This window comes from Gracilimonas sp. BCB1, from assembly GCF_040117685.2.
Lineage (GTDB): Bacteria > Bacteroidota > Rhodothermia > Balneolales > Balneolaceae > Gracilimonas.
In genome coordinates, this window is the sequence record NZ_JBEDYP020000002.1 from 43,102 (window position 1) to 59,206 (window position 16,105).

Annotated in this window: 13 protein-coding genes; 4 read left to right on the forward strand and 9 right to left on the reverse strand. The window is 45.6% G+C overall.

The annotated features are described in order from the left end of the window. Window positions 1–28: 28 nt before the first annotated feature. Both ABFW99_RS00385 and ABFW99_RS00390 read right to left on the reverse strand, forming a co-directional pair. Window positions 29–538 (reverse strand): shikimate kinase, encoded by a 510-nt coding sequence (locus tag ABFW99_RS00385; protein WP_440707383.1) that lies wholly within the window; start codon window positions 536–538, stop codon window positions 29–31. Between the two features lie 51 nt (window positions 539–589). Continuing rightward, complete coding sequence (locus ABFW99_RS00390; RefSeq protein ID WP_349355250.1) at window positions 590–2,173, reverse strand: NFACT RNA binding domain-containing protein; 1,584 nt, start codon at window positions 2,171–2,173, stop codon at window positions 590–592. A gap of 27 nt (window positions 2,174–2,200) precedes the next feature. Here ABFW99_RS00390 and ABFW99_RS00395 point away from each other — a divergent pair, with 27 nt between their 5' ends. Beyond that, window positions 2,201–2,854 (forward strand): hypothetical protein, encoded by a 654-nt coding sequence (locus ABFW99_RS00395; protein ID WP_349355251.1) that lies wholly within the window; start codon window positions 2,201–2,203, stop codon window positions 2,852–2,854. A gap of 465 nt (window positions 2,855–3,319) precedes the next feature. On the opposite strand, the gene ABFW99_RS00400 is transcribed toward ABFW99_RS00395, so the two are convergent. The 6 genes from ABFW99_RS00400 to ccsA (ABFW99_RS00425) all read right to left on the reverse strand — a co-directional run bounded on the left by ABFW99_RS00400 (window position 3,320) and on the right by ccsA (ABFW99_RS00425) (window position 8,902). After that, complete coding sequence (locus tag ABFW99_RS00400) at window positions 3,320–4,174, reverse strand: 3-hydroxyacyl-CoA dehydrogenase family protein (protein WP_349355252.1); 855 nt, start codon at window positions 4,172–4,174, stop codon at window positions 3,320–3,322. A gap of 154 nt (window positions 4,175–4,328) precedes the next feature. Then, entirely contained in the window at window positions 4,329–5,033 is a 705-nt protein-coding gene (locus tag ABFW99_RS00405; RefSeq protein ID WP_349355253.1) for a hypothetical protein, read from the reverse strand. 40 nt (window positions 5,034–5,073) lie between these two features. Further along, window positions 5,074–7,572: a cytochrome c biogenesis protein CcsA gene (ccsA, locus tag ABFW99_RS00410; protein ID WP_349355254.1), complete on the reverse strand. Its 2,499-nt coding sequence runs from the start codon at window positions 7,570–7,572 to the stop codon at window positions 5,074–5,076. 9 nt (window positions 7,573–7,581) lie between these two features. Next, window positions 7,582–7,977: a cytochrome c maturation protein CcmE domain-containing protein gene (locus ABFW99_RS00415; protein ID WP_349355255.1), complete on the reverse strand. Its 396-nt coding sequence runs from the start codon at window positions 7,975–7,977 to the stop codon at window positions 7,582–7,584. Continuing rightward, window positions 7,974–8,216, reverse strand: coding sequence for a CcmD family protein (locus ABFW99_RS00420; RefSeq protein WP_349355256.1), 243 nt, complete (start codon window positions 8,214–8,216; stop codon window positions 7,974–7,976). The genes ABFW99_RS00415 and ABFW99_RS00420 overlap by 4 nt, the downstream gene beginning before the upstream one ends. 29 nt (window positions 8,217–8,245) lie before the next feature. Further along, window positions 8,246–8,902 (reverse strand): cytochrome c biogenesis protein CcsA, encoded by a 657-nt coding sequence (ccsA, locus tag ABFW99_RS00425; RefSeq protein WP_349355257.1) that lies wholly within the window; start codon window positions 8,900–8,902, stop codon window positions 8,246–8,248. Window positions 8,903–8,997: 95 nt separating this feature from the next. On the opposite strand from ccsA (ABFW99_RS00425), the gene ABFW99_RS00430 reads away from it, so the two are divergent. From ABFW99_RS00430 to ABFW99_RS00440, 3 genes are all read left to right on the forward strand, one after another. Then, the gene (locus ABFW99_RS00430; RefSeq protein WP_349355258.1) at window positions 8,998–9,504 is read left to right on the forward strand and encodes a PH domain-containing protein; all 507 of its coding nucleotides are present in this window, start codon (window positions 8,998–9,000) and stop codon (window positions 9,502–9,504) included. Between the two features lie 140 nt (window positions 9,505–9,644). Then, a complete protein-coding gene (locus ABFW99_RS00435; protein ID WP_349355259.1) occupies window positions 9,645–11,996 on the forward strand; it encodes a S9 family peptidase in 2,352 nt (783 codons plus the stop codon). A gap of 253 nt (window positions 11,997–12,249) precedes the next feature. After that, window positions 12,250–14,586, forward strand: a complete 2,337-nt coding sequence (locus ABFW99_RS00440) for a S9 family peptidase (RefSeq protein WP_349355260.1) — start codon at window positions 12,250–12,252, stop codon at window positions 14,584–14,586. Window positions 14,587–14,744: 158 nt separating this feature from the next. On the opposite strand, the gene ABFW99_RS00445 is transcribed toward ABFW99_RS00440, so the two are convergent. Continuing rightward, entirely contained in the window at window positions 14,745–16,055 is a 1,311-nt protein-coding gene (locus ABFW99_RS00445) for an MFS transporter (RefSeq protein ID WP_349355261.1), read from the reverse strand. Window positions 16,056–16,105: the final 50 nt, after the last annotated feature.

The following is a 16,105-nucleotide window of genomic DNA, read 5'->3' on the forward strand; positions in this document are numbered from 1 at the left end:
TTCCGTGGAAGTTTGGACTGAAATAGAATCAGACATGCCGGGTAATTTTTTCGATGGCTGCTTCCGTCATTTCCTCAACAGTTGAAAATAACGGTGTTTTAATTGCAACCTGAGCCTGTTTGTAGAATTTTTCTCGACCTGAATATAAGGCTTTCAGCTCTGTAAAGAGAGTATCCCTGGATTTAATTTTTCCGTCCTTATTAAACAAAATCGGGCGTTCATTGCTTTGGAGCACTCTGTCGGTAATTTGTTCCAGCGGCGTATCCACAAAAAGCAACAACCCGTTCACCTTCAGGTGATCAACAATGCGCTGATTTTGCAGAGCACCTCCGCCCAGCGACACCACTCCTTTGAAATTACGGGTCAGATCAAGCAGGTATTCCCACTCCTTTTGCCGGAAGTAGTCCTCTCCGTGTTCATCAAAGAGGGCACGGATGCTTTTGCCCTCTTTTTCAACAATAACCTCATCCAGATCGCGGTATTCCCGTTCCAGCTTGTCGGCCAGGGCTTTCCCAAGTGTACTTTTCCCCGATGCCATGAAGCCACACAGATACATACTGTCTTTAAATCTTTGCAGTCGGTAGGAAATTCATGTCATTGGTTTTTTAGGAGTCACCATTTCCACCTCTTCCCGATCCACAACTACTGCACCGGGGGACGAGCCTTTGGGTTTGCGCACGTATTTCTTTTTGGTGATGATTACCGGAGCCAGTTTCGAGCCTTTTGCCTTCGAATTAAAGGCCGCGTAGGAAGCAGCCTCCAGCAGTACCTTCTTTTCCGGCATGCCTTTGTCATTTCCCATTCTGATGACCAGGTGTGAGCCCGGAACACCACGCGCGTGCATCCAAACATCCTCTTTATGGGCTTTCTGAACCAGCGTATCGTTGCTCTTGGCATTCTTCCCGATCCAAACCGGATAGCCCTGCACCTCCAGCGTGTGAAAGGGCAGCTGTTCATCGTCACCCGAATTATCCTGATTTCTGTACTCTTTCAGCTCTTCCTCACGATCTTTTTCCCAATCTTTAAACTCCCAGAGGTTGGTGATCTCCTCCGCTTCTTCCAGCAAACGCTCTGCCTTTTCTTTTTCTTTTTGCATGACGGGGATGCGCTTCATGGCTTCCTCATACGATTTTTCCGCACCGGCCGACTTCTTGTAATACCGCTGGGCATTCCCGGCTATATCCAAATCAATTTCGAGTGGGATGGTTACCTTTTCGCCTTCATTATACAGGTCAGCCACTTCGATCTCTTCTTTGTTGACATCCCCGAGATGAGCATTGGCCATTAAAACATGCCCCCATTGCTCGTATTTTTCAGCCCGTTCCAAACCTTTATCGGCCTGCTCAAGATTCTGAAGCCCTGATTTGGTCCGCTTAATTTTTCTTTTCAGGCTTTTAAGCAGGGATGATTTACGTTGCCGTAGCCGCTGATCCCTGGAGTAGTTTTTGTACCGATAGAGAATAAGGTCGTTTACACTATCAAACTCTTTTTCGGTTTTAACGGGTAATGTTTCTTCTGATAAGAGGGTGGTGTCCCCATTTTCCAGAAGACGCGGGAAAGGCTTGTTTTCCATTTCATCACAAACTTTACGCACGAACTCCTGAAGCTCCTCCTCCCCGGCCTCATCGAGGTCATAAATATCAGTCAGCTCCTGAATATTTTGCCGCGGAAACATCGCGTTTATAGCCACTATTTTGTTCTTGGTGCTTTTTCGGCTGATGTCTTCTTCAATCTCATACACATTCAGTTTCTGAGGACTTGGCGGTTCCTCTTCGGTTTCATCGTACTCTTTAAATACCTTGACAATCTCCCCTTCTTTGGAGAGGAACACATTCGCACGATTACTGAACAGCCTGAAATGCAGCTTATGTCCGTCTTTAAAATGAATAAAGAGCCACCGGTCTGTTTCCGGAATGGTTACATCACTGATTTCCACACCATAAATCTTCTCAAAGAAATCGATGGTGTTGCTCTTTTTTGCTCCACGGAAACTATCCAGGTAAAGAGCAATATTTCCAGGAGCCGAACTGAAGCATAATCGGTGTTTAGCGGTGTCTGTGTGTACAAAAAACTCCAGATAATTTTTATATGGACTGACCGCCTGCTCGATTTTACCGGCAGTTAATTTGTTTTTGAGCTCTCGCTTTAGATATATTAGTTCGTAATAGTTCATTTAATTTGAGGGGAAAATACAGGTTTCATGCATTATCCAATATTCAATTCTATTGTTAATACCGTAGAAACACAATTGGGAAAAAGAGGGATTAAAGCTAAGAAATTCAGAACCTGGGAAGATAATAAGATTCATGCAACCGGATTAGAGTTAATCATCGGGCTGGACCAAGCATCTAACTTCATGCATTCACTTTCCATTAATTTTGACTGGGACAGCTTTCGGGAAACGACTATGGCCAAAGAGCTGGAAGGTATGAATAGTCATCCGTTTCTCAAGATTGAAACCCTGACTAAATCAAGCGTTACCCCTACCATCGATGTTGAAATGAGCTGGCTGTTTGATATTGATCGCTGCCAGCCGGAAATACCCGGAGAAGCCGGTAATTACCGAATCGAGAAAGCCAGCCGGTGGATGGAATCCATCAGTAAAAAAGTAAATGAGCTGCTGGCAAAAGATGATATCATTACCCGCTGGCACATCGAAATTGACGGAGACGAGCACGGCCGCTACCTCTCCGCCATTAACCTTATCTCTTACTTCCAATACGAGCTGACTTCACCTAAGAGCCTGAAAGAAGTCCAGCACCTGGTGAGCAGAAAGCTTCAGGATTTACTACTTAAAGCCAATCGGGTAATTTACCTGGCCGATGAAATCCTCGATGATTCGGTAGCAGCGTAATTCCCCAATCATCCTGAATGGCTGGCTGAGGAGAGGAAACTTAGTCAAGTAATAGTTGGCAAACATTACATGGCATAGATTCATCCTATCTACGGCAGACAAGCGCTAAGCTCTGAATGACGATCATGGTAATCCTGTAATCAAGCCAATCAAGGTTCCCTAATTTTTGAACCTTGATTCATGGGATTGAAAGATTGACTTGATTTAATCTAAACATACTATTGTCATCTCCGAACTAATACTCTGTGTTGGAATAACTAAAGTTGGTAACGACGCTGAGCGTCGTTACCTGTAAAGATAGATGAAATGCGTCATCCTGAGTGCAAAAAAGCAGATTTAGGCTGGGATATTAACCGCGAAGGATCTTAGCCACAAGCTATTTGGTAAATATTTCGTGGCAAAGTTTCATCCTGCCTCAGCAGGCGGGGGCTTTCGCTCAGAATGACTATAGGTGGCTTAGCTTACTTAATCGTAGGTGTAGAAACCTTCGCCGGTTTTGTTGCCCAGCTTGCCGGCATCAACCATTTTAACCAGCAGTGGGGCCGGACGGTATTTCGGATCTTTAAAGCCTTCATACAGTACGTTCAGGATATCGAGGCATACATCCAGGCCGATAAAATCTGCCAGTCTTAGCGGTCCCATGGGATGTGCCATTCCGAGCTTCATCACTTCGTCCACATGTTCGGCAGTTGCCACTCCCTCTCCCACGCAAAAGATGGCCTCGTTGATCATAGGCATCAGCACGCGGTTGCTGACAAAACCGGGGGCATCGTTCACGGGAACCGGCACTTTGTTCAATTTCTCTGAAGCCTCTTTAACAACCTGGTAGGTTTCATCATCGGTTTGGAGTCCGCGTACAATCTCAACCAGCTTCATCACCGGAACGGGGTTAAAGAAGTGCATCCCTATGAATTTCTCCGGGCGTGATGTTAAAGCCGCCAGCTTGGTGATGGAAATAGAGGACGTATTAGATCCCAGAATAGCATGATCTGGAGCAGCTTTATCGACTTTTTCCCAAACTGTTTTCTTGATCTCAAAATTCTCGGGAACAGCTTCAACAACCAGGTCAACATCTTTTACCCCTTCTTCGACATCCAAAAAGATGCTGATTCCATCCATTGTTGATGATTTCTTGGCCTCATCGATCTTTTCTTTTTTCACCATGCGATCCAGGTTCTTCTCGATGGTCGCCACGGCTTTATCTGCAAATTCCTGTTTGGTTTCGATCAGGTTTACGGAAATGTCATTCATCGCAAATACATGTGCGATTCCATTTCCCATTGTTCCGCCGCCTATCACAGCTACTTTCTTTACGTCCATTTTGTCCGGATAATTTCAGTTTTCAATTGTTATCAGGTTAGGACTTTTGAAAGCGTTTTTCAAGGCATCAGAGTTCATTTTTTGCAAAAAAATCCACCCCTTGAGTAGTTCGTTTAAAAGAAAAGCGTCAAAAAATCACGAACCGGTGAAAAGCTTAAAAATTGAATCGAAGATTGGCTGTTATCCCGGGCTGGCCAAAAGTGTTCACATAGCTGAAGCTGGCTTCCGGCGTATTCTCGACAAGATCTCTGGCATGGATGAAAGCACTGATTCCACTTACCAATCGGTTAGCGACCATCAGGGCAACCAGCGTTGGCAGCTGACTGCGGTTACGCTCTACCCGCTCCCGTGCATCCTGATACTGAAAGCGATGTTGGGTGCTTTCCCAGCTCCACTGGTACTCAGCCGTTTCCGGAAAAACCTGATCCCAGTTTCGGGTGCGGAGCTGGGCATCGTTATAGGCCGCAAGGTTGTCATAATTCCCCACTGCAATGATAAAATCTCTCGACTTGCCCGATAAACTTGTATTAGCCCGTGCTTCAGCAAAGGTAAAATAATCCTGTTCCAGATAATTGGCTCGTGCATTCAATCCGAAATAGGAGAGCACCAATACCACCTCTCCGGCCAGATGATATTTACCCCGGTTCCAGTTATCGTTTTCAGCGTAGTAATGTCCCCATCCCGGCACAGCCAGAGACCGGAAAAATGCCCCTCTTGGCGATGGAAGATCCTCTTTATTTTGCTGAGCCCGGGCTTCAGTCGAAAATAATACCGAAAAAATCAGCAGGAATACCGAACACCCAACACCGAACGGTGAAGTATTTTTTTGCCTAAAGTACTTACCAGTACATGCTTTCATACTCTGATTTTAAACGTTCGGTGTTTCTTGTTCGATGTTCTTACTCAGCGTTCTTTTTGCGTTCTCTGCCCCAATGTCGGAAAATAGAAATGCTAAATCCAGCCATAAGTATAAAGGTGCCTGCCCAAACTACCGAGATAAAGGGTTTTTCATCGGCTACAATAAGTACCCATTCCGGCTCATACTCTTCTTCCAGGCCGGTAATGGTTAACTCAATATTATTTTCCTGGGGATTGATTTCCGTGAACTGAAACTCCAGGTCAAAGTCAGGAATTCTTGCCGGAGGAGAGTATATGTAGCTTTGTCCACCCTGACTATACACGGCAAATAACGGCTCAAGAGTAATAACCCTGCTGCTTGCCGGATGAATTAACTCGACCTGTGCCCTAACTCCGATGGAAGTATTCGGTGGCAGTTCTGAGGTATCGGTCCGGGCATAATCCACAAATCTGATTTTGAATCTACCCACATCAACGGATTGCCCCGGGTTGAATTTAATTTTCTGAACTTCCGGTGTTTCATCAGCGGTGGTATCCTGGGCAGATACGTTTTGCATCATACGCCGGTTTTCGCTGGCACGGTCGTTTTGCTCCTGTACATAGGAGCTGCCGCCCACATATAAATAGATATCACTCAACAAACCCGTTCTCACATCAGGATCAACCGACCACTGTATATTCTCGGCGGTGGAAGTAGTAAGCATCGGGTACACTTCCGGATTCATGTAAAACGGTTTACCGCCATCCACCGGTTCAAACTTGATTTTGTAGGTTTGCTGACCCCGCCGGATCGAATTGTCCAATTCATATCCCTCGTAAGTCATCATATATCGGGAATCCACGAGAACCGGCTCATTCAGATTCAGCAACAGCATCTCCTCTTTTTGGCTGACTTTAAATCCTTGCTCGTCCGTTACTTCTCCCCGTTCAACCGCTGCATTATAATTGGCTGTTTTCTGATCCACGAGATAGGAGTTATAGGCTGAAGATGCCAAAATTCCCACCAGTAATAATCCGAATCCCACATGTGTAAGGGAGCCTCCGACAAGTTTGGGATTTTGAAAAGCAAGGCGAACCATAACCCAGGCATTTCCTACAACAGCAAAAAATCCACAGAAAAGGTACACCATGTAGTAAATGTTCCGTACGTCTCCGAGGATGATTGAAATAATGGTAATTGCACTGGTAACCAACAGCGGGTTAATTAAAGCAGAAGCCAGTGATTCTGCATCGTATTTCTTCCAAAACAGATACTGCCCCAATACCGTAAAAATCGCCATAACCATAGCGATAGGCATACTCCAATCGTTATAAAAGCTGATTTCGGGCGGAGTCGGGCTCTCCACAAATAAACGTCCAATGATTGGAGAGCTGGTTCCCAGAATGATAACCAGCCCAAGAATCAGCAGAAGCATGGCACCGGTCACGGTCATGAACTCCCGGCTGAGAAATTTAGATTCTTTTTCGGGGGAAGGAAGTTCTTTATATCGCCAGAAAAACATCCCCAGTCCTAATACAGTCACAACAAGCATAAAAGCCAATAACTGATTGTATAGCCCGAGATCCACAAAACTATGCACGGATGAACTACCTAGAATTCCGGATCGTGTAAGGAAAGTTTCATATACAACCGCCACATAGGCCAGGATGGCAAACAAAATGGATGACTTCTGAGCAACGGAACTTTTGCGCTGAATAATCATCGTGTGAATACCCGCCGTGCCAATTAACCAGGGAACCAGAGAAGCATTCTCCACCGGGTCCCAGGCCCAGTATCCTCCGAATGAAAGCGTAACATACGCCCAATATCCTCCCAGAAAAATAGCGGTAAGTAGAGCCACATTTGCACTGAGGGTCCACGGTAAAGCCGGGCCAATCCACTCATTGTATTTCTGTTTCCATAGGGCGGCCATGGCGAAACAGTATGGAATAGTCATCATAGCAAAGCCCACGAATAATATGGGTGGATGAATCATCATCCACGGACTTTTAAGTAAATCATTTAATCCACTTCCATCCTGAGGAATGAAATCGGGGTTAGTCTGAAGGAAGGGTGCATTAGGCATCTCCTCAGCGATGGTACGGAATGGGGAAGCACCCAGCTTCAACCCAAAAATATCCCAGCCCAAAAGCATGGACAGTAAGAATACCTGCGTAAGCGTTAGGAAGAACAGCACCGGAGCTTTATATGGGGGGCGCGCCCATTTCATCAACCCAAACCCAAAGAAGGCTGAAATAAGAATCCAGAGCATGAAACTGCCTTCCTGTCCGCCATAAAAAGCCGACCAGAGGTAGCGAGGTGCTAAATCAAGACTGGTATAATTGAATACATAGTAGTATTGAAACTGGTGCTGAAAGATCAGATACACCAAAATACCGGAAGCAATTACAAGAAAAGCTGCTTTTGCAGCAAACAGCCAGTTTCCAATGCGAAGGGTTCGGTTCTCATCCCTGTTAGCCGAAAGGAAATAAAAGATCATGGCCGCCAGAGAAGCAACGAAAGAGGCGGAAATCAGGATTTTACCAACGGTTCCTAGCATAAATAATCGTTATCCCTGAGAAGCTTCACTAAATTGACTTGGGTCGGCGTCGTTGTACTTAGACGGACATTTCATCAGCATTTCATTCGCATAAAAGGTATCCCCTCTCATCTCTCCGATTACAACCAGTTGATCAGCCTGTTCAAAGTTATTGGGCTTGGGCTTGGAGTACACCACTTTTTTAGAAATGCCGTCTTCATCCTTCATATAGAAAACGAATTTTTTGGTTTCCAGAGAAAATTCAGCACCCTTCTCTTCATCCCAGGTACCGGGGATGTGAGCGCTGCTCATGTCAGAAGCACCTTCAAATGTTGTGTAGGTACTTATGCTTTCACCAAAGTTGTACATCAACAGAGAGGTAAACCCAACTATGGCTACAATTCCTATAATCAGTTTTGGTTTCATGCGTCTTTTGATGATTGAATTTGTTCTTCCAGTTTGCTCACTTTCTTATCTACCCGGAAAAGAAAAAACAGGAGTACCAGCCATATAATCAGGCTCACTCCCAACACTACATATATTAATTCGTTTGAAGACATAAATTTAATAAATGCGCCGGCTTCTTCCGCCCCGGGTGCTCCGCTCCAGTTATCAGAGTAAGCCTGGGTGAGGGTGTCAACGGCAGCGAGTGAATCTTCTTGCATTAATTTTTAAATCTTTTTGAACTGTAAACTTACGAATTCTCGATCTCGAATTGAACCTTTTTATACCTTTGAACCACGTCATAAATCCAGTATCCCAGAGCGATGAATCCGATGAATGCCGGGTACAAAATATACCGAAGTTCATCGGCTGTTATCTCACTAAAAGCAGGATTTCCATCCGCTCCCGGGTGCAGGCTTGTTAATTGTCGCGGAACCACATACAACAAAAATGGAATAGTAGTAACAGCAAAAATATTGTAAACGGCGGCTAATTTTGCGCGTTTCTGTTCGTCGTCAAAAGCTGACCTGAGCACGAAATAAGCTACATAAATCATCAATGCCAGTGCAGCCAGGTTCATCTTTGGTTCGGCGAAAGTCCACCACGAGCCCCAGGTGAAACGTGCCCAAAGCGAGCCGGTTAACAACCCACACACGCCAAAAGCCACGCCTACTGATGCTGCCGATGAGGCTTTCCTGTCAAACTCCATTTCCGGCTCATTTAAATACTTAATGCTGTACCAAAAGCTGATCAAAAACAAAACGAACATCGTCATCCACATGGGAACGTGAAAAAAGATGTTGCGTGCCGTCTGTTCAAGAATGGGGATATCAGGAATTTCTATCAAAAAACCGGCGGCGATAACGAGCGTCATCCAGCCGGCTACTACGTATTTCCAGGGTTTCAATAGTATGCGAATTTTATTAACTATGGCTACGTTGTCAGGGTAAAATATACAAATTTACCCGTCATTTTTTGAGTTAATAATCTGTAAAACCTGTTATGAGTAACAACCAAAAATCCATCACCCTCACTCCCTCCTGGAAAGCTTTTTTCTGGCCATATTTTTTTGGGGTGATTTTGATCCCGGCCTTAGCGGGTATTTATCTGATCTGGAAAACACGAAAAACCCATAAAGGCATTTCATATACCATTACCGACCGTAAGATTACCGTCGTTGACGGACATATTTCTCAGAATATTGATTTGGTTGATATTCGTCAGGCTGTAGCCGGAGATAAAAGGTTTGGGGTGGGCTCCGTTATCCTCAAAACAAGCAGCCGGGAAATTGAGCTTATCGGACTAAAAAACCCGGAAGCCATCAGTCAATCCATAGAAAAAGCCGTTGAAGCCGAACTTAAACGGCTCGAAGCAGAGAAAGAAGCCAAACCCAGAGAACCGGAGTATGAACCCGGCTCAATGGACCAGCTGGAATATCTCACCGGACTTTGGCAACAGGGACTTATGAGCGATGAGGACTTCAAGGCTGAGAAAGAAAAACTTCGGTAGGCAAAATCCACTCTCTTCTTTTCACAATTACATCCCTTTTGATATCAACAGAAAAATTGCACCCGCTCCTCAATTATGACAGTGTTTTACAAAATTAAGTCGTTTATTGGACGCCTAATCTAAACATTCAGGTTATTTTCATGCATACAACATTACTGAAATCAGCTTTATCAGCCGTTTTTATGGCTGCTTTATTTTCTACTGCCACTCATGCCCAACAAGCTAACTTTGAAGCCGCTGAACGTTTCACCGGTGACAAAATGGAAAAGCTCATCGGGAATACTTCGGTTTGGCCCCGCTGGATTGAAGACACCAACAATTTTTGGTATACCTACGAAAACGATGAAGGCAAAAACTGGTATTTCGTGAATGCCGAACGTCCTTCTCAGCGATTACTCTTTGACCAGGAAGAAATGGCTTCCCAACTTGCCGAAATTTTTGAGCGTCCATTCAATTCCAAAGATCTGGATCTGAAAGACTTTGAGTACAACACCGACAAAGAACGCTTCACCTTTCATATTGATAGCATTCAGTTCACCTACAATCTGAATGGGAATGATTTAATTAAAGGTGATTCTCTTGAAAAAGAAGAACGGGAACCGTGGGCTACCTACTCCCCCGACAGCACCTGGATAGCTTTTGCCAAAAACCACAATCTTTACCTAATGCGCTCTAACGATGAGGATAGCACCGAAATTCAGCTTACCGATGACGGTGAACGCTGGTTCAGCTATCAGGCCGATGAGGGCGATACTACCAGCAACAAACGCCTGCGAACCAACGCCAACTTTTTTGATGATGAAAGCAAGCTTTATATCACCCGTACCGATGACCGAAAAGTAAAAGAACTTTGGGTGATCAATGCTTTGGGTAAACGTCCTGAACTGGAAACATACAAGTACTCCATGCCCGGAGAGGAAGAGATAGGCATCCCACAAATTGAGGTATTCGATATTGCTTCACGCGAGCGGGTTATTATGGAAACCGACAAATGGGAAGACCAGGAACTACGGGCCAACTATGGAAATCATCAAACAGGAGATTACAAGTCCACTCCTTCCGACAAGTTATATATCTACCGTGAAAACCGTACCTCTGATAAAGTAGATATCCTGATCGGTGATACTGAAACCGGGGAAACCGAAGTACTTCTCAGTGAAACCAGTAAACCGTATTTCAACTGGAGCTTCCAGGACCTGGCCATTATCAATGATGGTGAAGAATACATTTGGTGGAGCGAGCGTACGGGTTGGGGACAACTTTACCGGTATGACTCTGAAGGTAACCTGAAAAACCGAATTACATCCGGTAATTTTGTGGCAGGTGATATCGTGAAGATAGACACGGCTGCAAAAACCATTTACTTTGAAGGCTATGGCCGTGATGGTGACCACCCATACTACGAACATCTGTATAGCGTTCGTTTTGATGGTTCCAACTTCAAACATCTCACCCCCGAAAATGCTGATCACAGCATCTCAGAATCTGATAAAGACAACTACTTTGTAGATAACTACTCACGCGTGGATATGCCTACCAAATCGGTTCTTCGCGACCGTAACGGCAAAGTGATTCTGACCCTGCAGGAAGTGGATATGAGCAAAGCTAAGGCCATTGGCTGGAAAGCTCCGGAAGAATTTAAAATTAAAGCTGCCGACGGAGCCACCGACTTATATGGTGTGATGTGGAAACCCTTCGACTTCGATTCCACCCGCTCCTACCCTATCATTTCATATGTATATCCCGGTCCACAGACCGAACCTTTCCCGACCAGCTTTTCGCTGCAGGGCTATACCGGGCGTAATCAGGCACTGGCTCAGCTTGGCTTTGTGGTTGTAGCTTTTGGAAACCGCGGCGGAAGCCCGGTTCGCTCCCGTTATTATCATACCTATGGATATGGTGATTTGAGAGATTACCCACTGGCCGACAATAAATACGGAATCGAACAGCTGGCTTCCCGTCATTCTTTTATTGATCAAAACAAGGTTGGTATTTTCGGACATTCCGGAGGCGGTTTCATGAGTACAGCTGCACTTCTAACTTATCCTGATTTTTATGATGTAGCCGTTTCGTCTGCCGGTAATCACGACAATAACGTGTACAATCACTGGTGGAGTGAAACACACAACGGGGTGAAAGAAACCCGCAAAACCGTGAAGGAGATGAACGAAGACAGCGTGGAAGTGGAACGTGAAGAAATCACTTTTGACGGCCCCATTGAATCGAATGCGGATTTAGCCGGTAACCTGAAAGGGCACCTGTTGTTAGTTCATGGTAACATCGATAACAACGTACACCCGGCCAATACCCTGCGTCTGGCGGATGCACTGATCAAAGCCGGTAAGCGTTTTGATATGATGATTTTACCCGGCCGTCGTCATGGCTTCGGACCATATCAGCCCTACTTTGAGCGGCAGAAGTGGTACTACTTCTCTCAGCACCTGCTGGGTGATTACCGCAGTAATGTGGATATGAATCTTCCGGAAGATTGATTGAACATCCAACAAGGAACATCCAAGGCTGAACGTTGAAGGAAAACTTGGAGCATCTGAAAGATCTCCAAGCCTTGCCACATGACTTCGTTTATTACAACTGAATATAATTTCGAAAGCCGGTTTCCAGTGGAGGCCGGCTTTTTTTGTGCAGATCTTTTTTGTGAAAATTCTCGCCACTATTATGAATTTTTTACAAAAATATCTCTTTACTTAAGCCAGCTAATATCCACAGTAATTTTATACTAATTCTATGAAACGTCTCTCTTCCCTATTTATACTTTTGATTGTTGCTACCTCCTCTGCCTTTGCTCAGGCCAATTTTGAAGCCGCTGAGCGCTTCACCGGAGAAAAAATGGAAAAACTGATCGGCGACACCTTCGTCTGGCCCCGCTGGATTGAAGACACCGATACTTTCTGGTATCCCTATGAAAACTCAGAAGGCACTAACTGGTACTTCGTGGATGCTGCCCGGGGTTCGCAAAGAGAGCTTTTTGACCGGAATGAGCTTGCAGCCCAGCTTTCCGAAACATTCAACAGAACTTTCAATGCTAAAGATCTGGACTTAAACGATTTCGACTACGATACGGATAAAGAACGCTTCACTTTTCATGTTGACAGCATCAATTTCACTTATAACCTGAATGGAAACCGCTTGGTTAAAGGCGACTCTTTAAGCGAGGAAAAGGAAGAAGATTGGGCGACCTACTCACCCGACAGCACCTGGATTGCCTTTGCCAAAAATCACAACCTCTACGTTATGCGGGCTGATGATGAAGATAGTACGGAGATCCAACTAACCGATGACGGGGAGCTATGGTTCAGCTATCAAGCCAGTGACAGCGACACTACTTCAAACGAAAGGTTACGTTCTCGGGCCAACTGGTTTGAAGACTCAAAGAAATTGTGGGTGAAGCGTCAGGATAAGAGAAAAGTGGACGAACTTTGGGTTATAAACTCACTTGGGAAACGACCGGAACTGGAGACGTACAAGTACCCGATGCCCGGAGAAGAAGATATCTACGTGGATGAAATTCAGGTATTCAATCCTGCTGCTGAAACATCAATTACCCTTGAAACCGACAAATGGGAAGATCAGTCACTGGGTGGTGCCTATTTTAATGATGGCGGTATTTGGGAGACCGACAAATCAGATTACCTGTATATCCTTCGTCGCGACCGGACCTGGAGTAAAATCGACGTGCTGAAAGCCAACACCACAACCGGAAATGTGGAAGTGCTGTGGTCGGAAGAGAGCAAACCTTACTTCAATACACGCTATGCGCAGCTGGCAATTATTAATGAAGGGGAAGAATATATCTGGTGGAGTGAGCGCACCGGCTGGGGACAACTTTATCGTTATGATGCGGAAGGCAATCTCAAAAATGCAGTTACTTCAGGGTATTACACGGTTGGAGACATCGCCAAAATAGATACTTCAGCTAACACCATTTACTTCTCTGCCTATGGACGAGAAGACGGACAAAACCCTTATTTCGAGAATTTATACTCCGTTCGTTTTGACGGTTCCCGGTTCCGGCACCTGACCCCGGAAGATGCCAATCATAACATCAACGCTTCTGAGGAAGGAAATTACTTCGTGGACAATTATTCCCGGGTTGATATGCCTACCCAAACGGTTGTCAGAAATGGAAACGGGGAAGCTATCCTGGAACTGCAACAGGTGGATATGTCGGCTGCAGAGGAAATTGGCTGGAGTGCACCGGAAGAGTTTACCGTAAAAGCTGCCGATGGCGCAACCGACCTGTATGGAGTTATGTGGAAACCCTTCGACTTTGACCCGGAAAAAGACTACCCGATTATCAGTTACGTGTACCCAGGACCACAAACCGAGCCTTTCCCGACCAGTTTTTCGGTAACAGGTTCAACCGGAAGAAATCAGTCGCTGTCACAGCTTGGATTTGTGGTAGTTGCTTTTGGTCAGCGAGGCGGAAGCCCGATCCGTTCCAAATATTACCACAACTATGGATATGGAGATATGCGTGACTATCCTTTAGCTGACAACAAATACGGCATTGAACAACTGGCTTCCCGCCATTCTTTTATCGATCAGGACAGAGTGGGAATATTCGGACATTCCGGCGGTGGATTTATGAGTACCGCGGCCCTCCTCACCTATCCCGACTTTTATGATGTAGCTGTTTCTTCAGCTGGGAATCACGACAACAACATTTATAACATCTGGTGGAGTGAAGTTCACAATGGGGTGAAAGAAACCCGCAAAACCGTGAAGGAGATGAACGAAGACAGTGTAGAAGTTGAAAAAGAGGAGATCACGTTTGACGGTCCTGTTGAAACGAATGCTGCCCTTGCTGGCAACCTAAAAGGTAAACTGTTACTGGTTCACGGTGATATGGACAACAACGTACACCCGGCCAATACTATTCGGCTTGCAGATGCGCTCATCAAAGCAGGTAAGCGTTTTGATATGATGATACTCCCCGGGCGCCGACACGGATTTGGCCCTTACAACCCCTACTTCCAGCGTATGATGTGGCATTATTTTGCCGAGCACCTGCTGGGAGATTATCGCCCGGATGTAATCGATTTCAACCTTCCGGAAGACTGATAGAACATCCAACAAGGAACATCGAACGCATAAGGGTAGAAATTCTGGGTTCAACCCTAAGAACCTCCAAGCGTTCACAGAACCTTGGAGCGTTCGATGTCTGAAGAACTAAGAAACAGGCAACGCCTGGAGGTCTTTCAGACGCTCCAGGGTTACCTTCAACGTTCAGTGTTGGAAGTTCCTTGATCGATGTTCAACCGCCAGGCTTTTTCGTTGGGGGTGATGGTGAAGCTCCATAAGATTCCGGCCAGGGCCATCACTCCTCCATACACCATGATGAGAGGTTTAACGGTCATGATGCCGCTTTCAAGTATCAGGGAGGCTATGACTACCGAAAACGAATTCCCAATGGTGAAAAGCAGCCATTCGGTGCTGAATATTCGTCCGCGAAAAGTATCCTGCGTTCGTTTTTGAAGAAGTACGGTACTTGTTACCCAGTTTGCCCCGGAGGCAGCATGGGCAAAAAGTACAAATAATACCATCAACCCGATGCTGTTCACCATCCCAACCACCAGGTACATTACTCCACAAAAGGTGATGGCCAATCCCATCAGCAGCACCCAGTCTTTCTCTTCCCGGAAAATACGGCGGCCAATAATGGGTCCTATTCCGGTTCCGAACCCTCTGGCTGCGTAGAGTAAACCCAAACCTATACTTCCCATCATCAGTACTTCCTCACTAACTATTATCAGCAGGTACACCAGTCCTCCCAGGAATACCGTTGAGGTACCTTTTGCCAGTGAAGGGCGAAGTATATGGCGGTTTTTCACCAGATAACTGAGCCCTTCTTTAATACCCTTAAGCGGATTCCGGGTTCGGTATAATTCCTCTTTCGACAGCCGTTTCTGAGGGATAGTGGCTCTGTAAACAAACCAGGCCGATATCACATAGCTGAAGCCATCCAGAATCAGCACGTTGGTGGTACCTAACCATTCAGTTGCAAAACCACCGATGGCCATTCCGGTGGTAAAAATAATGCTCCAGCTGGCGGTCGAGATAATATTGGCGTTGGTGAGGTTCTCTTCGGAGGTCACATTGGGAATAGAGGAAGTCTTGGCCGGCTCAAATACAGCCGAAAGCATCATCTGTACTGCGGTTAATACATAAGCCAGCCAAAGCGTAGCTGCAGAATCTACGAATATAATTCCAGCAACCGCAACGCCCCGTAGAAGATCACACCAGATCATAAGCTTTCTTCTGTTGAAGCGGTCGGCAATATATCCTGCAAACGGAGAGAAAGAAGCCAGACTGAGCATCTTCACGACGATAATCAGCCCAAGTAAAAATTCAGAATCGGAATAAAGGCCGATAATGGCATACAGGGCAAGCAGCCCAAACCAATCCCCGAAGTTCGACACCGACTGGGCGATCCAAAGCCGGCGAAAGTCTTTGTTTTCTTTTATGAGTTCGAGGTACGGGCGGAGGTTTTCAACCATAGCTTTCAGCTGACAGCAAACAGCTTTCAGCAACAACTTTTAAACTATTTAAATTAGGATGTGAATCTTTGACCGCTTCAAGG